The 18831-nt window shown below is 66.1% G+C and carries 16 protein-coding genes and 1 pseudogene; 3 read left to right on the top strand and 14 right to left on the bottom strand.

Annotated features, from left to right (window positions below):
* Nucleotides 1-56: 56 nt before the first annotated feature.
* Nucleotides 57-182: a hypothetical protein gene (locus AC1RBA_RS02785; RefSeq protein WP_268993670.1), complete on the top strand. Its 126-nt coding sequence runs from the start codon at nucleotides 57-59 to the stop codon at nucleotides 180-182.
* A gap of 22 nt (nucleotides 183-204) precedes the next feature.
* Here AC1RBA_RS02785 and AC1RBA_RS02780 read toward each other — a convergent pair whose 3' ends face one another.
* The 8 genes from AC1RBA_RS02780 to AC1RBA_RS02745 form a co-directional block, all read right to left on the bottom strand.
* Nucleotides 205-1260, bottom strand: coding sequence for an ABC transporter substrate-binding protein (locus AC1RBA_RS02780; protein ID WP_492416453.1), 1056 nt, complete (start codon nucleotides 1258-1260; stop codon nucleotides 205-207).
* Nucleotides 1261-1308: 48 nt separating this feature from the next.
* Nucleotides 1309-2382 carry an ABC transporter substrate-binding protein gene (locus tag AC1RBA_RS02775; protein ID WP_492416451.1) on the bottom strand — a complete coding sequence of 358 codons (1074 nt, stop codon included), beginning with the start codon at nucleotides 2380-2382 and terminating at the stop codon, nucleotides 1309-1311.
* Nucleotides 2383-2415: 33 nt separating this feature from the next.
* Entirely contained in the window at nucleotides 2416-3297 is an 882-nt protein-coding gene (locus AC1RBA_RS02770; RefSeq protein ID WP_492416449.1) for an ABC transporter ATP-binding protein, read from the bottom strand.
* The gene (locus tag AC1RBA_RS02765) at nucleotides 3294-4574 is read right to left on the bottom strand and encodes an MFS transporter (protein ID WP_492416447.1); all 1281 of its coding nucleotides are present in this window, start codon (nucleotides 4572-4574) and stop codon (nucleotides 3294-3296) included. The genes AC1RBA_RS02770 and AC1RBA_RS02765 overlap by 4 nt, the downstream gene beginning before the upstream one ends.
* A complete protein-coding gene (locus AC1RBA_RS02760; RefSeq protein ID WP_099409382.1) occupies nucleotides 4567-5331 on the bottom strand; it encodes an ABC transporter permease in 765 nt (254 codons plus the stop codon). The genes AC1RBA_RS02765 and AC1RBA_RS02760 overlap by 8 nt, the downstream gene beginning before the upstream one ends.
* Nucleotides 5328-6164 carry an ABC transporter permease gene (locus AC1RBA_RS02755; protein ID WP_083287941.1) on the bottom strand — a complete coding sequence of 279 codons (837 nt, stop codon included), beginning with the start codon at nucleotides 6162-6164 and terminating at the stop codon, nucleotides 5328-5330. Before AC1RBA_RS02755 ends, AC1RBA_RS02760 begins: the two co-directional genes overlap by 4 nt.
* A complete protein-coding gene (locus tag AC1RBA_RS02750; RefSeq protein ID WP_409028615.1) occupies nucleotides 6161-7234 on the bottom strand; it encodes a PhnD/SsuA/transferrin family substrate-binding protein in 1074 nt (357 codons plus the stop codon). Before AC1RBA_RS02750 ends, AC1RBA_RS02755 begins: the two co-directional genes overlap by 4 nt.
* Before the next feature lie 148 nt (nucleotides 7235-7382).
* On the bottom strand, nucleotides 7383-8141 hold the full coding sequence (locus AC1RBA_RS02745) for a class II aldolase/adducin family protein (protein WP_409028614.1): 759 nt from the start codon (nucleotides 8139-8141) through the stop codon (nucleotides 7383-7385).
* Nucleotides 8142-8400: 259 nt separating this feature from the next.
* On the opposite strand from AC1RBA_RS02745, the gene AC1RBA_RS02740 reads away from it, so the two are divergent.
* Nucleotides 8401-9453: an ABC transporter substrate-binding protein gene (locus AC1RBA_RS02740; RefSeq protein ID WP_070291424.1), complete on the top strand. Its 1053-nt coding sequence runs from the start codon at nucleotides 8401-8403 to the stop codon at nucleotides 9451-9453.
* A 114-nt stretch (nucleotides 9454-9567) separates the two neighbouring features.
* On the opposite strand, the gene AC1RBA_RS02735 is transcribed toward AC1RBA_RS02740, so the two are convergent.
* The 4 genes from AC1RBA_RS02735 to AC1RBA_RS02720 form a co-directional block, all read right to left on the bottom strand.
* A complete protein-coding gene (locus AC1RBA_RS02735; RefSeq protein ID WP_121669611.1) occupies nucleotides 9568-11940 on the bottom strand; it encodes a TonB-dependent receptor in 2373 nt (790 codons plus the stop codon).
* A 222-nt stretch (nucleotides 11941-12162) separates the two neighbouring features.
* Nucleotides 12163-13317: an LLM class flavin-dependent oxidoreductase gene (locus tag AC1RBA_RS02730; RefSeq protein WP_121669612.1), complete on the bottom strand. Its 1155-nt coding sequence runs from the start codon at nucleotides 13315-13317 to the stop codon at nucleotides 12163-12165.
* 26 nt (nucleotides 13318-13343) lie between these two features.
* Nucleotides 13344-14426: an LLM class flavin-dependent oxidoreductase gene (locus AC1RBA_RS02725; protein WP_070291427.1), complete on the bottom strand. Its 1083-nt coding sequence runs from the start codon at nucleotides 14424-14426 to the stop codon at nucleotides 13344-13346.
* 233 nt (nucleotides 14427-14659) lie between these two features.
* Nucleotides 14660-15850, bottom strand: a complete 1191-nt coding sequence (locus tag AC1RBA_RS02720) for a sigma-54 interaction domain-containing protein (protein WP_492416442.1) — start codon at nucleotides 15848-15850, stop codon at nucleotides 14660-14662.
* A gap of 157 nt (nucleotides 15851-16007) precedes the next feature.
* On the opposite strand from AC1RBA_RS02720, the pseudogene AC1RBA_RS02715 reads away from it, so the two are divergent.
* Nucleotides 16008-17338 (top strand): annotated as a pseudogene (locus AC1RBA_RS02715) (LLM class flavin-dependent oxidoreductase).
* On the opposite strand, the gene hmgA reads toward AC1RBA_RS02715, so the two are convergent.
* Together hmgA and AC1RBA_RS02705 are read right to left on the bottom strand one after the other, a co-directional pair.
* A complete protein-coding gene (gene hmgA / locus AC1RBA_RS02710; RefSeq protein ID WP_492416440.1) occupies nucleotides 17339-18643 on the bottom strand; it encodes a homogentisate 1,2-dioxygenase in 1305 nt (434 codons plus the stop codon).
* Nucleotides 18640-18825, bottom strand: a complete 186-nt coding sequence (locus AC1RBA_RS02705) for a DUF2783 domain-containing protein (RefSeq protein ID WP_070218444.1) — start codon at nucleotides 18823-18825, stop codon at nucleotides 18640-18642. Before AC1RBA_RS02705 ends, hmgA begins: the two co-directional genes overlap by 4 nt.
* Between the last annotated feature and the right edge of the window lie 6 nt (nucleotides 18826-18831).

Genomic DNA, 18831 nt, shown 5'->3' with positions numbered 1-18831 from the left:
AATTTCGGCAATAATATCGCTGCACACCTTCATAGATAGTGAAAACGGGAACGACGATGCACAAGAAACTCTGCGCTGCGGCGCTGATGCTGGGCGTGGCCCTGATGCTGCTGCAACTGCGCGCGCATGCGGGCGACGACACGGACAAGGTCGTGGCCGGGCGCGTGTGCTTGCCGCACTGAGCCACGCGCCCGTCTTCCAGAACTACACCTTGGCCGGTTCCCAGTAACTGGCCAGGCCCAGCTTTTTCAAGCCTGCCGCGACAAAACGCGGTTCCAGCAATTCCTCCGCCGTCAGGGGCTGGCGGATCAGCTTTTGTTCCTGCGCAAACGCCAGCACGCGGCGGTAATGACGGTACACGGCGTCGTCGTACAGCGGCGACCAGCGCTCCTTCCACTGCAAGCCCGGATCGTCGTAGCTGCGCCGCACGACGCTGTCGGGCGTGCCGTTGCGCGTGCCATCCTTGATGATGGCCTCGCGGTTGCCATCGAGCGCCGCCCAATGCTGGGCCCGCAGCCAGGCCGTGGCCACCAGTTCGGCGATGTCGGGATGGGCTTGCGTAAAGTCGCGCCGCGCCCACAGTTCCGCCCGCATTTTTCTCTCCGGCAAGCCCTTGCTGGACCAGATGATGCGGCCGATGCCCTTGTCTTCCAGCGGATAGCCATTGATCATGAACAAGGCGTCGACGGCGCCCGTGGCCAGGGCGGCCGTGCCCGGCTTCAAATCCATATTGATCAGGCGGAAATCCGTGGGCGACATGCGCTGGTCGGCGATCAGCTGGCGCAAGCCCAGTTCCCACGGCCGGCCCCGGTGCACGCTGATGCGCTTGCCCTTCAGCTCGGCCAGGGACGTGGCGCGCGAGCCGGTGGGCACCAGCAGGAACTGGTCCGTGCCGCGCCCCGCCGGCACGATCACCTGCGTGCGCACGCCGCCCGCGTTGAGTATGACGGACGGCAAGTCGCCATAGGCGGCCATGTCGATGCGCCCGCTGGCGAACGCCTCGTTCATGGTCGCGCCCGTGTCGCCCGTGACGGGCAGCCATTCCAGCCGCACGCCGCGCAGCTTGAGTTCGCGGGCCAGCCAGCCTTCCTGCTGCACGCGGTAAGCGATGCCGCCCAGTTCCGCCTTGCCGTTTTCCGCAAAGCCCGTCGAGGCGATGCGCAGGGCCGCCGGCGGCGCCCCCGCCGCTTTCGCCGCCGAGGCCGCCTTTCCCGCCAGGGGCAGCAAGGCCAGCCCGCCCATCACCGTGCGTCGCCGCATCGCATTCTCCTCATCATCGAACATGGCCACCGTTGACGTGCTTCCCGCTCAAGCCGCGCGGCGCGTCTGCGCCAGCACCGCGTCAAAAGGACGGGGATCGATCCACGCGCGCACGTCGACCTTGCTGGGCAGGAAGTTCCAGCGGAACAAAAAGTCGCTGAAATCCTGCAAGCCGGCGACCGACGTTTCCGCCAAATCCGTGTCCAGGCGCAGATGGGCATCCTTGCCGTAAGCCACTTGCACCCAGTGCTCGCTGGCATTCGATTCGCGCGCCAGGAAACGCCGCGTCTCGTCCGCATGACCGCGTGCCCACGCTTCGGCCCGCAGCACCTGCTCCACCAGAGTCACGGCGGAAGCAAAATGGTGGTCGAGCAAGTGCGCATCGACGGTCAAGGTGCGCGGCGTGCCGTTATTGGCGCGGATCAAGGGCTCCGGATGGCTGCCCGTATCGATCACCGTGTGCAAGCCGAACTGCTGCGCCAGCTGGGCGGCCGACGCGCCTTTCAGGAAAATGGCGTCGACCTCGCCCCGCAGCAAGCCCAGCAGCTCCGGGCTTTGGCCGCCGCGCCGCGCGCCGCTGAACAGATTCGTTGCCGCACCCCGCTCCGGTGGCGTTTCGCTCTGGCCCGCTTGAATGACATAATCGACCAGTTCCACGTCGGCAGCCGTCAAACCTTCCAGGCTGAGCGCGTTTTCCAGCCCGCGCAAGGCTTGCGCGCGCGCAAAGTCGATCTGCGCCCTGGCCCACAGGGGCAAGCCGAAGCGCCGGCCCTTCAAGTCGCGCGCCGTCTCGATGCCGCTGCCGGGAAGAGTAAGGATCAGCTGCGTCTCGTCCGACCACGACAGGCCGATGACGCGCGTGTCGCGCCCCGCCGCGCGTGCCCACAGGGCGGGAATATTGCCGCCGTGACGCACGGAATTCTGCAAGGTATGGTCGAAATGCGATTCGCGCACGGCTTCCTGGTCCGATTCGCGCAAGGAGCGCAAACTGGTACCGTCGGCGCGCAAGGCGTCTTCCAGCCAGCCCTGCTGCAGGGAAATGCCCAGGCCCGTGGGGACGGGACAGCGCGTGTACCACAGGGTGTCGAGTGCTTGGTTTGCTGCCTGACTTTCATTGCTCATGCTGTCTCTCCAGGTTGATGGATATCAAAAAAACTACAGCGCCATCCTGCGCGCCCATTCATTGCCATCCCACAGGGTGCTGGGATCCACTTCCTGCGCCACGGGCGCGTGCGCATCGTCGAGGTCGCTGAAATCCGCATGCAAGCCGTCGCGGATGGCAACGAAACCGGGCGAACCGCGCTGGCGCGGGTGGGCCAGCGGCACGTCCTGCACCCTGCGCACCTTGCCCGGCCGCGCATCGAGCACGACGATGCGGTCGGCCAGATACACGGCTTCATCGATGTCATGCGTGACCATCACCATGGTGATGCCCTCGTTCTGCCACAGGCGGCGCAATTCCTGCTGCAAACGCAAGCGGGTCAGCGCGTCGAGCGCACCGAGCGGCTCGTCCAGCAGCAGCACGTCGGGCCGCCCGACGAGCGCGCGCGCGATGGCCGCCCGTTGCGACATGCCGCCCGACAATTGATGCGGATAGGCATCCGCATAGCCGTCGAGGCCCACACGCGTGATTTCCGCCGCCACGCGCGCGTCGCGCTCGGCCTGCGGCACACGGGTATTGCTGAACGCCACGGCCACGTTCTGCTGCACCGTCAGCCACGGAAACAAACGGTGATCCTGGAACACGAGGCCCCGGCGCAGATCCGTGCCGCGGATCGGCACGCCGTCGTGCAGCAGCAAGCCCGTGTAGTCCGTATCGAGACCCGCCAGCAGACGCAGCAAGGTGGATTTGCCGCAACCGGAGGCGCCCACGATGGCGACGAATTCGCCGGGTGCAATCGTCAGGGAAATATCGTCGAGCACCAGCAGCGGCGCGCCTTTCAGCGAAAACGACTTGCTCACGTGCTGCACTTGCAAGCCGCCGCTCAGCTGCTGCCGCTGCGGCAGCAAGGTCGATGGAGAAACAAAATCATTCATGGTGCGCTCTCTGCAGTGGGGGCGAGGGAAGGAATGGCGGCGGGCGGCGCCCGGCGCAGCCAGCGGCTGCCGTGGAAACAGAGCCAGGCGACCAGCCAGGGAGCCAGCCAGATCAAAAACACATTGCGCAAGCCCGTCACGTCGGCCAGATGGCCGGCCGCCAGCGCGCCAGCCGTGCCGCCCACCATGCCGAACAGGGTCAGATGGGAGGAAACGCGGGCCTTGTCGACGGGGGCGCGGGCGATATTGTCCGTATTGACGAGGTTATTCACGCCCAGGCCCAGTCCCAGCAGCACGGAGGCGGCCAGGTAGGCGACGCTGGACGGCCACAAGCCCAGGATCAGCAAGGCCGCCATGATGGCCAGGTGCGCACCGCCATACAGCTGCTCGCGGTAACGGCTGGCCAGCACGAAGCGCCCCAGGAACAGCAGCACGAGCACGCAGCTGAGTCCCTGCACGGCCATCAGCCAGACGGAGTGGTGCGCAGGCCAGTGCAGCACGCGGATGGCCAGCAGGATGGAAAACACGCCCACGCTGGATGCCGTGAAGCTGGCAAGGATTTCGAACAGGTAAGTCACGCGCACGATAGGCAGGCGCAGCAGTTCGCGCAGGCTGGCCGCACCGGGCAGCGCACCCTGTCCCGCCTGTTTGCGGGGCGCCGTATTATCGGGCAAAGTATTGTTGGGCAATACGTGCCAGCCCAGCACGGCCAGGATGGCGAACATCAGGGCAGAAATCAAAAAGCCCGCCTTCAGGCCCAGCTGCGCGATCAGGTAGTTGCCGCAGAGGGGACCCAGGAACTGCATGCCGAGGATCAAGGTGCCCTTGTACCAGCCCGCCTTGCCCTGCCCCAGTTCCGGCAAGCGCACGAGAAACACGGTACTCATGGCCACGATGCGCAGCGAGATGCACAGTCCCACGAGAAACATCAGCAGGGCCACCCATTGCCAGCCGGGCAGCCACGGCAGCACGCAAAAGGCCAGCGCGAGGCTCAGGCTGACGCCCGCATACAAATGCTTCGGATTGCCGCGCGACAAGATGTAGCCGGCCGGAATCGTGCCCAGCGCCATGGCCAGGGTTTCCGCGCTGCTGATCGCGGCCAGCTGGAAATTACTCACGTGCAAATGCAAACCCAGCAAGGTGGCCAGCACCTTGTTCATGCCGATCGTTACGCCCGACAGCAGGGTCAGGCCGATAAAGCGCAGCAGGAAGGCGCGCAACTCGCCTTCGCGGGCACTGACGGCCGCGTCTGGCTGGAATGGCAGGGATTTACTCACTGCTGCGCCCCTTCACCAGCAAACGCGCGAGGCGCGCAAACGCCACGTTCATCGCTTGCGCCAGCAAGGCGATCACGAGCACGGCCAGCAGGACGACGTCCATACGGCCCGATACTTCACCGTTGAGCAACAGGGAACCCATGCCGGGACCGGCCGCAAACAGCAGTTCGCCGCCGAGGCAAGCGAGCCAGGCGAACGCCAGCGCATGCGTGACGCCGGTGACGATGGCCGGCATGGCGCCCGGCAACAGAATCTGGCGCAGGGTCTGCCAGCGCGTCAGGGTCAGCACCTGCCCCACTTCGCGCAGTCTCCCTTCCACCTGGCGCATGCCCGCATACGTGTTGAGCACGGTGGGATAAAAGGCGGCGATGGCGATCACGAGCAGCTTGGCGCCGTCGCCATTGCCCACCCACAATCCCAGCAAGGGAATCAGCCCCAGCAAGGGGACTTGGCGGATGCTGTGGAACAGCGGGCCGATCAGCCGGTCCGCCAGCGGCGACTGCGCCATCAGCGCGCCCGTGACGATGCCGGCGCTGCCGCCCAGCAGCAAGCCGGCCAGCGTGCGGCCCAGGCTGGCGCGCAGATGCACCCACAGTTCGCCCGTCCAGACCAGGTCGCGCAGGCTGTGCGCCAGATCGCCCAGCGAGACAAAGATGTAGGCGGCGGCAGCACCCTGCCCGGAGGCCCATTGCCAGGCGCCCAGCAAGGCCAGCGGCAGCAGCGCGCCCTTGAAGATCACACTCAAACGTTGCTTCATGCGTTCTCTCCACTGCGCTTCCAGCGCATCAGCCGTGCTTCCAGCGCGTGGCAGGCCCGGTCCAGGCCGAAGCCGATCACGCCCGTCAGCACCACGCCCACCATCACCACGTCGAGGCGGAACATTTGCCGGCCCATTTCCATCATCTGGCCCAGGCCGCTGTCGGCGGCCAGTAATTCCGCGCCCACCAGCACCATCCACGAACGCGACAGCGCGATGCGCATGCCCGTCAGCGCGGCGGGCACGATGGCGGGCAGGACGATCAAACGGATGCGCTGCCAGCGCGAAAAGCAATACACTTGCGCCACCTCAAAGTAGCGCTGCGACAAGTTGCGGATGGCGTCATGCACGGCCAGCGCGACGATGAAGAAACTGGCCTTGGCCACGATAAACACCTTGAAACTCTCGCCTATGCCGAACAGCAAGATGAACAAAGGAATCAGGGCGACGGTCGGCAACTGGCGCAAGACATTGAAAGTGGGATCGACATAGCTGCGCAAGCCAGGCGACAGGCCCAGCACGACGCCGAAGGCCAGGCCCGCGCTGGCGCCCAGGCCGAAACCGGCCAGCAGGCGGAACAGGCTGATACCCAGGTGCTGGCCCAATTCTCCGCTTTCGGCCAGGTCCGCCGCCGTCAGCAGAACTTGCCAGGGCGACATCAAGATGTGCGCTGGCATCCACTCGAAGGTGGTGGCGGCCGTCCACAGCAGCAGCAAGGCCAGCGGCGATGCCCACACGGACCAGGGCGAGCGCACAAAACGCCGCAGCCAGGGAATGGACGCCGCATGCGCAGGCGCACAAGAGCGCGGCAAGGCGATAGTGAGGGAAGTCATGGCGCCCAGTACGTTTGCAATTTCAGCTGCGCCAGCGCCTGGTTGACGAACTGGGGCGCGAACAGGCTGTCGACTTGCAGGGGCCGCCCGATCAGGCCCGCGCTCTTCGCATATGCCGCCTCGCCCAGGTAATGCTGGCGCAGGCTGGCCGTGAACAATGGCGACCAGCGCGCCTGCCACGGCGTATGGTCGCCTGCCAGTTCGCGCCGCACCACGCTTTCCACCTGGCCCGCCGCCGCCTCCGTGCGCACATACTCGTCTTCGCCACCGGCGCCGGCGGCCCGGTGATGCTCGCGCACATAGGCCGTCACCACCAGCTGGGCCAGCTGCGGCCAGCGTTGCAGGAAACCGCTGTCGGCCCACAGTTCGGCGCGCATCTTCCAGTCCTGCGGCGGCGCCTTGCTGGACCAGATGATCTTGCCGACCTTTTTATCTTCCAGCAAAAAGGCGTCGCTGAGGGTAAAGAAGGCATCGGCGCCGCCCGTCGCCACGGCCGCCGCGCCCGCCTGCGGATTGAGGTTGAGGATTTTCACGTCGCGCAAGCTCATGCCATTCGCTTCCAGCAAGCGCGCGAACGGGTATTCCCACGGCCGGCCACGGTGCAGGGCGATCTTCTTGCCCTTCAGCTCCTTGATCGAGCGGGCCGTGGAGCCGTTCGGCACCACCAGGTAAGTGTTGCTGAAGCTGCCACCCGGCAAAATCAGCCGCGTCTGCAGGCCCGAGGCATTGGCGATGATCGATGGCAGGTCGCCATACTGGGCCAGGTCGATCGAGTGGTTGGCAAACGCCTCGTTGACTTGCGTCGCCACGGAATTGGTGGTGACGGGCACCCATTCCAGCTTCACGCCCAGCTTGCCCAGTTCGGCCGCCAGCCAGCCTTGGGCAGCCACCTGGGCGGCCGAACCGGCAAACACGGTCTTGCCGGACGGCGCCGTGCGCGCCACGACGGCGATGCGAACGGCAGCCGGCAGCGGCTCGGCCGCCGCCGCGATGGCTGGCGCCAGCAGGCTGGCCGCCATTACGGCGACAGACAGCTTGCGCCAGCTCAAACCTAAGAATTTCAATGACATTGCGGGCCTGTTCTTGATTAAAGATCATTCAAACAACGACGCCTGACAAAACCGTCGCGAGCGGCAGCGATTTGTGGCCGAGAAGCGCAGCTGTGCACAGGCACAGCGAGCATCACAGGCCGCAAGGCGCGACGCGCAGCAGGTTTGGTCAGGTGTTGACCAGATCGGTGGCAGGCAGCAGCGACAAGGCGCGCGCCGTGTCGATCAGCTTGCTCATCTTCCATTGCTGCAGCAGCACGCCGGGGCCGAAGTCGCGTGAACCGCCGATGGCTTCGGCCGCGATCTGGATCTGCGCGCCTTCTTCCAGCAGCAGGATGAATTCGGCCAGCTTCAGCAAGCCCTGCTTGCCCCACACGGTGGCGCCGCCGTTCGCTTCCAGGATGGCCGTCGCATGCGTATTGCGCGCGATTTCGCCGAGGATGAAATCGACCTCGGGCTGGCGGCGGTCGATATAGATGGGGATTTCGCGGATCAGCTGGAAGCGCTGCACGGGCACGTAGCGGATCGGCAGGGTGCGGTGCGTCTGCGCCCACGCACCCAGCGACGGCGAGTGCACGTGCGAGATCGACGTGACCTCGGGCCGCTCGCGGAACAGTTTCAGGTAACGCGCGCCGCCGTTGTTGGCGTCGCCCACGAGCACCGTGCCGTCCAGCGCCAGCACGGCCGCCTTCAGGGGCTGGCCGCGGCGGAACGGACCCGGGTCGTTGACCACCACGACCTTGTCGCCGCCAGGGGTACGTTCGACAAAGCCCACCGTGCCATTGGCCGTCAGGCTGCCCGTCTCGCGCAAGCCATCGAAGGCGATCTGCGCATCGCGCCGCACCTGTTCCACGAAGGCCAGTTCGGCCGCCGTCAGATCCTGGGTTTGTACTTGCTCTGGTGCTTGTGCTTGTGCCACGTCCGTCATGTCATGCTCCATTCTTGAGGTTGAGGTACGAATCAGTCATGCCTCTACTTTCGCAAGACGCGTGCCAGCGCCGGGGCCGTACAAATGACGGAGCGCTGCTGCCTGTGCAACAGCGGCTGCTGGCATGGCAGCAGTGGTACGGATATGCACTGTCTACCAGCCAGCAAGCGCGGTTCGGGGTCTGACCCGGCGGGTCAGACCCCGGCAGCAGGCATGTTTCGTGCAGCGTTCGGTCTTCCTCACCTTACCAAGGAATCCCATGACCACCGCAACCGCCCCCGCCGTCGATACCGTCTGGTTCACCCGCTGCCCCGTGCCCACGGCCACGGGCCTGGCCTATAAACTGGGCTGGCTGGACGAAGAATTCGCCCGCGACGGCATCGCCTTGAAGACGCTGCAGGAAGTGGGCGGCGAGCTGGCGCGCCACCATTACGACCATGGCCTGTCCACGCTCGTGCGCGAAGGGGGCAACCTGCTGGCCTTGCCCGCGCGCGCGCAAGGAGCGCCCACGCGCCTGATCGGCCTGACGTGGATCGATGAATGGCAAGCCATCCTCGTGCGCCCCGGTTCCGGCATCGCCACGCCCGCGCAGCTGCAGGGCAAGCGGCTGGCGCTGCCCGTGTTCCGCGCTGAAGACTTGCGCGAGAACCGGCGCGGGCGCAGCATCGCGCGCGGCATGAGCCTGGCCGGCTACAAGGGCGTGCTGGCGTCGGCCGGCCTCACGCTCGACGATGTGCGGCTGGTGGAAGTGGGTGCCGACGCCCAGGCATCGGCCAATCTGGGCGCGGGCCTGTGGCAAGGCATAGGCCCGCTCTTGCGCGGCGAAGTCGACGCCGTCTACGTGAAAGGCGCGGCGGCGGCCGAAGCGGCGCGCGCGGCGGGGCTGGAAGTGGCCATCGACATCGACGCCCTGCCCGACCGGCGCTTCCGCGTCAACAACGGCACGCCGCGCCCGATCACCGTGCATGCAACCATGCTGGAACAGCATTTCGAGCTGGTCGTGCGCTTTTTGACGCAGACCTTGCGCGCCGCGCACTGGGCGCGCAGCCACAAAGAAGAGGTGCTGGCCATCCTGCAGGGCGAGACGCGGGCCGGCGCCGACGCCGTGGCCGAAGCCTACCGCGACGGTTTTCACCTGACCCTGGCGCCCGACCTGTCCGACGACAAGGTGGCGCTGTTCCGCCAGCAGAAGGATTTTCAATTGCAGCACGGTTTTCTCGACCGCGACGTCGATATCGACAGCTGGATCGACCGCCGGCCGTTGGAAGAGGCCCAGCGGCGGCTGGAGGCGCTGCTGCGGGTGGCGGCGTAGTGGTGTTGTCGGCTTACGCTGCGCTAAGCCGACCTACCGCTGCGCTGAGCCGACCTACTGGAAGAAAAAATGGCCGGCGAGTTTGCCGGCCTTTTTTACCTCAGGCAGTCACGCTCAGAACTGCACCGTGTACGACGCGCCCACCGTGCGGCCCTGGCCGATGATGACGGTGTCGCCGTTGACGGCGCCCGGCACGAAGCTGGTCAAGGTGTGGTTGCGGTAGACCTTATCGGCCAGGTTGTTCGCATATGCCGTGATCCGCTGCTTGCCGCCCGGGAGCACGTACGACAGGCGGGCATTGGCCAGCGCGAAGCCGCCCTGGTTCAGCAAGCCGCGCGCGTCGCTTTGCGGGTCGACATAGTAGTACTGCTTCGACGTATAGCGCACGTCGCCGCTGAAGACCAGCTGCGCGCCATTGCCCAGCGGGTAGCGGTAGTCGGCCGCCAGCAGCGCCGTCACGTGGGGCGAGCGCACGAATTCGTTGCCGGAGCGGTCGCCGCCATTGTTCTGGATGGCGAAATCGTCGAATTCCGTGCGCAGCAGGCCCAGGTTGGCGTTGATGTGCAGGTTGTCCGTCGGCTGCGCCTCGATCTCGAATTCCGCGCCGTTCACGTGGGCCTTGCGCACGTTTTGCAGGTAATTGACGCTTTGCGTGGGGTCGCCGTTGTACACGCCCGTGATATTGACCTGCACGTTCTTGTAATCATAGTGAAAAACGTTGGCGTTGAAATTCAAGCGCCCGTCCAGCCATTCGGACTTGATGCCCGCCTCGAACGAGTTCAGGGTTTCCGGCTTCACCGTATTGAGCGCCCGCACGTCCGTGGCGCTCGTGTTGTAGCCGCCCGACTTGATGCCGTGCGCGTATTTCAGGTAGCCGCGCAGGGTGCGGCTGAAGCGGTATTCGGGCGTCACGTCATACGTCAGCGCGTTCCACGTGGTCGATGGATTCGACGTGAAATTGTTGTTGGCCACGGAGGCGGCCGTGTAATTGCCGCCCCGGACCGTGTTCCACCAGCTGGCCGCGTCGCCGAACGTCACCGTGTTCGATGCGGCCTGCACGCGCTGCAAGTCCAGGTCCTTGGTTTCCGTGGTCCAGCGCAAGCCAAACGTGGACAGCAGCTGCTCGCTGAAGTTGACGGTCGTGCTGCCGAAGATGGCCGCGCTGCGCGCCTTGTGCTGGTAAATGGTACGGTTGTAGCCAACGGGCTGGGTGCTGCCCGCCAGCGCCGGCACGGTACCGTTGGGCAGGCGCGCGCCGGCCGCATCGGCATCGATCTTTTCATTGAAGTAGAACAGACCCGCCACCCAGCTCACGGCGCCGTTCTGCGGCGACGTCAGGCGCAGCTCCTGCGACACTTGTCGGCTGCTGGCCTTGGAACGGCTGCGGCCCACTTCCAGCGGCGTATTGTCGCTGTCGCCCGTGGCTTCGTTCCTGAAATTTTCATAGCCCGTGATGGAAGTGAGGGTCAGTTCGCCCAGCGCATATTCGAGGTTCAGCTGGGCGCCGCCCTGTTTCACGTCGCTGTCGGCCGGCGCATTCGTGCTCACGTCGTCGGGATTGGTGCTGGGGACGTAGCCGTTGCGGTACACGCCATTGGCGCCATAGCTGGCCACGGTGGTGGTGGCGCCCTTGGTCGTGTAGTCGCGGTAATGCAGGTTCAGATTCGCCGTCAGGTCGCGCCCGATCAGGGCCTTGAGCTGGCCGCGGATGGCGCTGTCCTTGAGTTTTCCATCGCGTTCGCCCGTAAACTGGTTGCGGAAGCGGCCCCTGTCCTGCTGCTCCGTATGGAAGGACAGCCGCCCCGCCAGCACCTCGTCGACCAGCGCGCCGCCGATGGCGCCTTCGGCCACGGTGGTGTCGTAGCTGCCGTAGTCGAGCTTGGCGTAGCCGCTGGACTTGAACGAGGGTTTGCGCGAGATCACGTTGATGGCGCCGCCCGTCGTGTTCTTGCCCCACAGGGTGCCTTGCGGGCCGCGCAGCACTTCCACCCGGTCCAGGTCGAACAGGGGAAAGCCCGTGGCGCTGGAATTGCTGATGTAGACGTCATCGAGGTAGAAGCCGACGGGATTCGGAAAGTCCACCTGCTGCTGGCCCGCACCCACGCCGCGTATCCACCAGCGCGGGCGGCCGTGCTGCTGCGTGCCGGCCGAGGCGTTCGGTACGTAATTGAGGATTTCGCTGGCCGAGCGGCCGATGCCCGTGTCGAGCAGCTCCTTGCCACCCAGGACCGTGATCGCGCTGGGCACCTTCTGCGCCGATTCTTCGCGCTTTTGCGCCGTCACCGTCACCGATTGCAGCGAGGCGCCCTCGCCGGTGCCATTCGCGTCAGCCGCAGCGATGACATCGGCGCCAGGCGTTTCCGCATGGGCCAACCCTGGGGCGAGCATCAGGCCGCCGATGGCGAAGGCCGAGCGCAGCGCGCGGCGCACTGGCGTCAAATGAAGAGGAGATGGGGAGAAGGCGGCAGGGGCAGTCGAACGGCGCATGGGTGATTATCCTTGAGTAAAGTCAAAACGCGAGATGGTGATGACCTATATTGCAAGTGGCGTGCCCGCTGCCGCAGCGCAGCAAAATGGAAGTTAAGTGCTTGATTTCAAAGGGAGACTATCATCATGGTAGTGCTGTTGATTTGGCAGCAGCGCCGCCGCCGCGTGCTGCCTGCGCGACAGCAGTCGGTGGCGCTGCTGTCGCGGCAACAGGGGAAAGGATCAGGCGGCACGCAGCAGTGCCGCCGTGTGGCCGCGCACGAGCGGCAGCACTTCCTCGCCCACCCTGTACGCTTCTTCCAGGTGCGGCGTGCTGGCCAGGATGAAGGCGTCGGCGCCCAGCTGCACCAGCTCGTCCAGGCGTTCGGCCACCTGCTGGTAGCTGCCGACGATGCCCTGCGTCTGCCCGCCGCGCAGCAGATTGAAGCCGGACCAGATATTCGGCGCCGTGATCAAGTCCTTGTAGCTGTTCAAGGTGGTCGGGCGGTTGCCCCGCTGGCGCGCCGCGCCCACGGAATCGCCGCCATCGGTGCCGAGGAACTGGCGTAGGGTGGCCGCATCGACGGCCTCAAAGCCCTTGCGCACCTCGTCCCACGCTTCTTCTTCCGTGGCGCGGGCGACGATGTCGACGCGCACGGCGCACTTGATCTTGCGCCCCAGCAGCGCCGTCTTTTCCTGCACGCGGGCGAATTTCTCGCGCAGCTGCTCGAACGGTTCCAGCCACGTCAGGTAGTAATCGGCGTGCTTCGAGGCCGAACCGAGGGCCGCGTCGGACGAGCCGGAAAAATAGATCTCGGGGAAGTCCTGTTCGGACAACGGCGTGGCCAGGCCCGCGTCTTCCACCTGGTAGAACTTGCCCTGGTAGGAAAACGGTCCGCCGCGCCACACACCGCGCACCACGTCAAGGAATTCCGTCGTGCGCGTGTAGCGGTCGTCGTGGCCGGCCGCATCGCCCCACCACAGCTGTGCCGGGCCGCCGCCGCCCGTGATGACGTTGTACAGGGCGCGGCCGCCCGTGGCCCGCTGCAGGCTGGCCGTCATGCGCGCGGCCACCACGGGGTTCAGAAAGCCGGGCTGGAACGGGATCATGAAGCGGAAAGTGCGCGTTTCGCGCGCCAGCAGCGCGGAAATGGCCCACGGTTCATCCGTCATGGGAAACGACGGGATCAGGCCGCCCTGGAAGCCCGATAGCTCGGCCGCGCGGGCGATCTCCGCCAGGTAGTCGATATACGTAAAACCGTCGGCGCCACCACCACCGAGGCCGGCCTGGCGCAGGTTGTCATTGCCGGGAAACCAGTCGCCGCGAAACGGCGTGCGGGCGCGGTGCGAACTTGGTTCGCCATGCGTGGGGATGCGCCAGAAAAAATCGATTGCCATGTGAAGTACTCCTTGGTAAGTTAGATTCAGGCCGCTTTCAGCGCGGATGCCGTCAACGATGCGCGCACGAGCGGCAGCACGTGTTCGCCGACGCGATAGGCTTCCTCGAAATGAGGGATGGCCGCCAGCACGAAGCTCGACACGCCCGCCTGCGCGTACGCTTCCAGCGCGGCGGCCACCTGCGCATAACTGCCCACCAGGGCGCCGTGGGAGCCCGTCTGCGCTTGCGCAAAGCCGGGCCAGAACGCGGCGGCGCTGCCGTCGGACGGCAGTTCATCTGGCAGGCCCGCGCCGCTGCGGTAACGGCGCGCGTCGCGCAAGGCTTCGTCGAACGTTTCACGGGCCAGCACGTCGATGCGCAAGCCCGCCGCCACGATGCGGCCCAGCTGGCGCGCCTGCGTTTGCAGGCTGCCGATGGAAGGCTGCAAGTCCGCCAGCGGTGCCGCATCGAAGACGTGCACGTCGGCCTGGCGCGCCGACAGGGCCAGCGCTTCGGGCGTCTCGCCCGTCAGGTAGATGCCGTTGACGGGATGGTTCGCCAGCGGGCCCTTGAAGCCGCCGTCCTGCACCTCGAAGAACTTGCCCTTGAAGCTGAACGGCGACGTGTTCTGCACGCCGCGCGCCACCGTGATGAATTCATCGATGCGGGGCAGAATATCGGCGTCCGGCGCCGCATCGCCCTGGCGCCTGCGCGCCGCCGCATCGCCGCCGTGGCCGATCTGCCAGGCGAAGCGCCCGCCCGTGAAGCGCTGGAAGCTGACGGCGTTCTTTGCCGCATACACGGCAGAACCCCAGGCCGCGTCGAATTCGGCGATCAGCTTCAGGTGGCGCGTGCTGCGGGCCAGGTAGCCGGCGACGATCCAGCTTTCATCGCCCTGCGTATCGTGGCGCACCTGGATGCCGTCGAAGCCGGACAGGTCGGCCGCGCGGGCGATCTGGTGCAGGTAGTCGAAGTAATTGAAGGGCGGACGCGCGCCGCGCGGGTCGCTCACGCCCGCCTGCAGGGGACTGGGCGCGCCAGCGGCCCGTTCGCCCCGGCGCGTGATGCCGGGCGCCGCGTAACGGCCGTCGCCGCTGGTGGGCAATTGCCAGATGAATTCGATGGTCATGCGTGGACTCCTGTCGTGGGTCGAAGAAAACACCGCCGCACATTGGCGCGGCGGCCTGCCCTTCCCTCCTCGCAGAAAGCATGCCATGCCCCGTGGGTCCGCCAGCGCCATTCTCTGTTGATTTGGCAGCAATCAGCTGCATCCACGGCAGCAGCGTGCTGCACGCGCAGCAGCCATGAAAAAAGCCGGAGCCGCAGCGCTGCGGGTCCGGCTCCAGGAGATCCATCACGCGCCTAGTCGATGGCGCCCGCCTTTTTCAAAAAGGTGCGCAGGATGTTGCGGCTCAGGTTCAGGTGTTTCGCCGTGCGCACCTGGTTGCGCTCATTGCGCTCCCACGCGGCGCGCACCAGTTCCTGCTGCATCGCTTCGAATTCCACGGCCTCGCCCGAGTCGAGCAAGGCTTGCCAGGCGCGGGCAAAGCGCTCGGCGGCCAATAAATCGTCCTGGCCGGCCGCGCCGTGGGCCGCGTAGGCGATGTCGGCGCCGCCGGCCCACGCGTCCGGCACGGGCACAGGGGCCGATGCAGGCGCCGGAGCGCGGTGCCAGCCCGACAAGCTCAGGTCTTCGGCGCGCACGACGCCGCTGCGGCACACGAGCAGCGCGCGGTGAATGACGTTTTCCAGTTCGCGGATATTGCCCGGCCATGGATAGCCGAGCAAGGCCTCGTGCGCATCGGGGTCCAGCTCCACCTCGCCCAGATGCAGGCGCTGCGCATAGATGGCCATGAAGTGGCGCGTCAGCGGCATGATGTCGCCCGGACGCTCGCGCAGGGGACGCAGCGGCAGGCCGATCACCTGCAGACGGTAATACAGGTCTTCGCGGAAGCGCCCGGCCCGCACGGCTTCGGCCAGGTCCACGTTCGTGGCGGCGATCAGGCGCACGTCGATGGGAATGGCGCGCCGCGCGCCCAGGCGCACCACTTCGCGCTCCTGCAGCACGCGCAGCAGCTTGACCTGCATCGCCAGCGGCAAGTCGCCGATTTCATCGAGGAACAGGGTGCCGCCGCTGGCCGTCTCGAACCAGCCCGGCTTGCCCTGCTGCGCGCCCGTAAATGCGCCCTTTTCATAGCCAAACAGTTCGCTCTCGACGAGGGTTTCGGAAAAGGCGCCGCAGTTGATCGCCACGAAAGTCTGCTCGGCGCGTCCGCTCAAGCCGTGCACGTGGCGCGCAATCAGTTCTTTTCCCGTCCCCGTTTCACCCGTGATCAGCACCGTCGCCTCGCTGGGCGCGATGCGTTCGATCAGTTCGTGCAACTGGCGCGAACGGGGGTCGGCAAAGACAAAGGCCGTGGCGCGCACCAGCAAGCTCATTTGCTGCGGGTCGCGAAAGGCGACGAGCGCACCATCATCGTCGGCGCTGGCGCCGCGGGCCAGGTGGGCGCTGCGCGCGAAATCGCTGCTGAAATTGTGGGCTAAGAGTTCCATGGGCCGACTATACCGCGTGCCATCTGCAGGCGTGAACGAATGGTGCCGCGCTAGCTTATCCGGATTTTGCATATACGGGCGCTGGCCCCTTGCTGGCCCGAAGCTTGCATCAGTATTGACGCAGATCATGTCGCCAACCCACCACGGAGCTTCCCCCATGCCAGCACGCCAGCTCGTCCTGAACGTCTTTTTGCAACGCCACGGCCATCATCCGGCTGCCTGGCGCCATCCATCGGCCAGCGCCAGCGGACGGCCCGACCTGGCCTGGTGGCTGCACGCAGCTCAGCTGGCCGAGGCGGCCAGGTTCGACAGCTTTTTCATCGCCGACTTCATCGGCCGCGCCGGCGACGTCACGCCGGACACGGGCCGCGCCGCCATCGGCCTGCCGTTCGAGCCTTTCACGCTGCTGTCGGCGATTGCCGCCGTCACCAGCCACATCGGTCTGATCGCCACCGTCAACACGAATTACGAGCACCCGTATCACGTGGCGCGCAAATTCAGTTCACTCGACCACCTGAGCGGCGGGCGCGCGGGCTGGAACGTCGTTTCCTCGTTCGCCGAGCATACGGCGCACAATTTCGGCATCGATGCACCGCGCAGCCACGCGCAGCGCTATGCGCGCGCCGACGAATTCGTTGCCCTGTCCAAGGCCCTGTGGGATAGCTGGGACGACGATGCCTTCGACCGGCCCGACCGCGCCGGCGGACGGTTCTACCAGCCGGCAGCGGGCCATGCGCTCGATTTCCGGGGCGAGTATTTCGCCTCGCAAGGCTTGCTGGACTTGCCCCGTCCCGTGCAGGGCCACCCCGTGCTGGTCCAGGCGGGCAATTCCGAGACGGGCCGCGAATTTGCCGCGCGGCTGGCCGAGATGGTGTACTGCTCCGCCACCTCGCTGCCCGTGGCGCAGGCGTATTACGCGGACGTGAAAGGCCGCATGGCGACATACGGACGCACGGAAGATCAATTGAAAGTCACGCCCGGGCTGTCCGTGGTGGTGGCGGAATCGGACCAGCAGGCGCAAGACCAGTTCGGCGAGCTGCAGGCGCTGGTCGACTTCAGCAACCTGGAATTTGGCGGCTTCGACTTGTCCGGCTACCCGCTCGACGGCCCCTGCCCGACCTGCCCTACCAGGCGGGCGACAATGGCAAGGGGCGCTTTCAACAGCAGCTGGAGCTGGCCCGCCGCGAGAACCTGACCTTGCGCCAGCTGGTGCTGCGCTTTCGCGTGGCGCGCGGCCACCTGCAAGCGATCGGCTCCGTCAAGACGGTGGCCGACGTGATGGAGCAGTGGTTCGTGGAACGGGGCGCGGACGGCTTCAACATCGTGCCGCCCCTGCTGCCGCAAGGTTTCGAGAACTTTACGCGGCTGGTGGTGCCGGAACTGCAGCGGCGCGGCCTGTTCCGCACCGAGTATGCCAGCAGCACCCTGCGCGGCCACCTGGGCCTCGACCGGCCCGCCAACCCGCATACGCGGGCGCGGGCCGCCTGATCAATCAGGATCCGGATCGAAATGCTTGCGCAAGCCTTGCCAGCACTCGAAATAATCGTGTTGCAGCAGGCCGCCGTCCAGCGCGAACGGCGTGGGCTTGAGGATGGTGCGAGTCTCGAACATGAAAGCCATGGTATCGGCCACCTTCACGGGCGCGGACGTATCGCCGTGCGAGGCTTTTTCGAACGTCTGCGCATCGGGGCCGTGGCCGGACATGCAGTTGTGCAGGCTGGCGCCGCCCGGCACGAAACCGGCCGCCTTGGCGTCGTACACGCCGTGGATCAGCCCCATGAATTCGCTGGCCACGTTGCGGTGGAACCAGGGCGGGCGGAACGTGTGCTCGGCGGCCAGCCAGCGGGGCGGGAAGATGGCGAAGTCGATGGCGCCCAGCAGCGGATTTTCGCTCGGCGCCTGCAGCACGAGGAAGATCGACGGGTCCGGATGGTCGTAGCTGATGGAGCCGATGACATTAAAGCGGCGCAAATCGTATTTATACGGTGCGTAATTGCCATGCCAGGCGACGACGTCCAACGGTGAATGGTCGAGCGTCGTGCGCCACAGGTGGCCGCCGAACTTGGCCACCAATTCGCAATCGCCGTCGATATCCTCGTAGGCCGCGTGCGGCGTGAGGAAGTCGCGGCTGTTGGCCAGGCCATTCGAGCCGATGGGCCCCATGTCCGGTAGGCGGAAAGCCGTGCCGAAATTTTCGCAGACATAGCCGCGCGCCTTGCCGTCCGGCAGGGTCACGCGGAAGCGCACGCCGCGCGGGATCACGGCGATTTCCTGCGGTTCCAGTTCGATCAGCCCCAGTTCCGTGGCAATCGCCAGCCGCCCTTCCTGCGGCACGACCAGCAATTCGCCGTCGGCCGAATAAAAGAAACGCTGCATGGAGCGGTTGGCCGTATACACGTGGATGGCGCACCCGCTCATCGCTTCGGCGCTGCCGTTTCCCGCCATCGTTTGCCAGCCGTCGATGAAATCGACCGGCGTGGCGCCGTCGGGCAGCGGCAGCGGGTCCCAGCGCAGCTGGTTCGGCGGCGTCGGCGGCATGGCGTGGAAATCGCTGACGATGCGCGTGTTTTCAGCCAATGTAAACGGCGGATGCTGGCTGGCGGGACGGATGCGGTACAGCCAGGAACGCCGGTTCTGCGCGCGCGGCGCCGTGAAGGCCGTGCCCGACAATTGTTCCGCATACAGGCCCAGCGGCGCTTGCTGCGGCGAATTTTGCCCCTGCGGCAAGGCACCGGGGATGGCTTCCGTGGCAAACTCGTTGCCGAAGCCGCTTTGGTAGCCGGCGCCTATCATGCGCGCTCCGCCAGGCCGTCGGCCGCGTCGCGCAGCAAGCCTTGCACCACGTCGGCCTGGCCGATGGCGCCCATGGCCAGCAAGGCGAAGCGGGCCAGGAACAGCGGCGAGCGCTGCTCGCCCAGGCCGCCCATGGTGTGGCACAGCTCGGTGTATAAATTATCGAGTTCGATGTCGGTCATATGATC

It is taken from the genome of Janthinobacterium sp. GW823-FHT03B06 (genome assembly GCF_058796955.1).
The sequence above is the reverse complement of the archived record's forward strand: the minus strand, read 5'-3'. Positions and strand labels throughout refer to the sequence as shown.

Bases quoted from the DNA above. Each gene is read 5' to 3' on its own strand.
- hmgA (WP_492416440.1), bottom strand. From the start codon at position 18,643: ATGATAGGCGCCGGCTACCAAAGCGGCTTCGGCAACGAGTTTGCCACG.
- AC1RBA_RS02780 (WP_492416453.1), bottom strand. From the start codon at position 1,260: ATGCGGCGACGCACGGTGATGGGCGGGCTGGCCTTGCTGCCCCTGGCG.
- AC1RBA_RS02785 (WP_268993670.1), top strand. From the start codon at position 57: ATGCACAAGAAACTCTGCGCTGCGGCGCTGATGCTGGGCGTGGCCCTG.
- AC1RBA_RS02760 (WP_099409382.1), bottom strand. From the start codon at position 5,331: ATGAAGCAACGTTTGAGTGTGATCTTCAAGGGCGCGCTGCTGCCGCTG.
- AC1RBA_RS02745 (WP_409028614.1), bottom strand. From the start codon at position 8,141: ATGACGGACGTGGCACAAGCACAAGCACCAGAGCAAGTACAAACCCAG.
- AC1RBA_RS02770 (WP_492416449.1), bottom strand. From the start codon at position 3,297: ATGAATGATTTTGTTTCTCCATCGACCTTGCTGCCGCAGCGGCAGCAG.
- AC1RBA_RS02725 (WP_070291427.1), bottom strand. From the start codon at position 14,426: ATGACCATCGAATTCATCTGGCAATTGCCCACCAGCGGCGACGGCCGT.
- AC1RBA_RS02755 (WP_083287941.1), bottom strand. From the start codon at position 6,164: ATGACTTCCCTCACTATCGCCTTGCCGCGCTCTTGTGCGCCTGCGCAT.
- AC1RBA_RS02735 (WP_121669611.1), bottom strand. From the start codon at position 11,940: ATGCGCCGTTCGACTGCCCCTGCCGCCTTCTCCCCATCTCCTCTTCAT.
- AC1RBA_RS02720 (WP_492416442.1), bottom strand. From the start codon at position 15,850: ATGGAACTCTTAGCCCACAATTTCAGCAGCGATTTCGCGCGCAGCGCC.
- AC1RBA_RS02705 (WP_070218444.1), bottom strand. From the start codon at position 18,825: ATGACCGACATCGAACTCGATAATTTATACACCGAGCTGTGCCACACC.
- AC1RBA_RS02730 (WP_121669612.1), bottom strand. From the start codon at position 13,317: ATGGCAATCGATTTTTTCTGGCGCATCCCCACGCATGGCGAACCAAGT.
- AC1RBA_RS02750 (WP_409028615.1), bottom strand. From the start codon at position 7,234: ATGTCATTGAAATTCTTAGGTTTGAGCTGGCGCAAGCTGTCTGTCGCC.
- AC1RBA_RS02775 (WP_492416451.1), bottom strand. From the start codon at position 2,382: ATGAGCAATGAAAGTCAGGCAGCAAACCAAGCACTCGACACCCTGTGG.
- AC1RBA_RS02740 (WP_070291424.1), top strand. From the start codon at position 8,401: ATGACCACCGCAACCGCCCCCGCCGTCGATACCGTCTGGTTCACCCGC.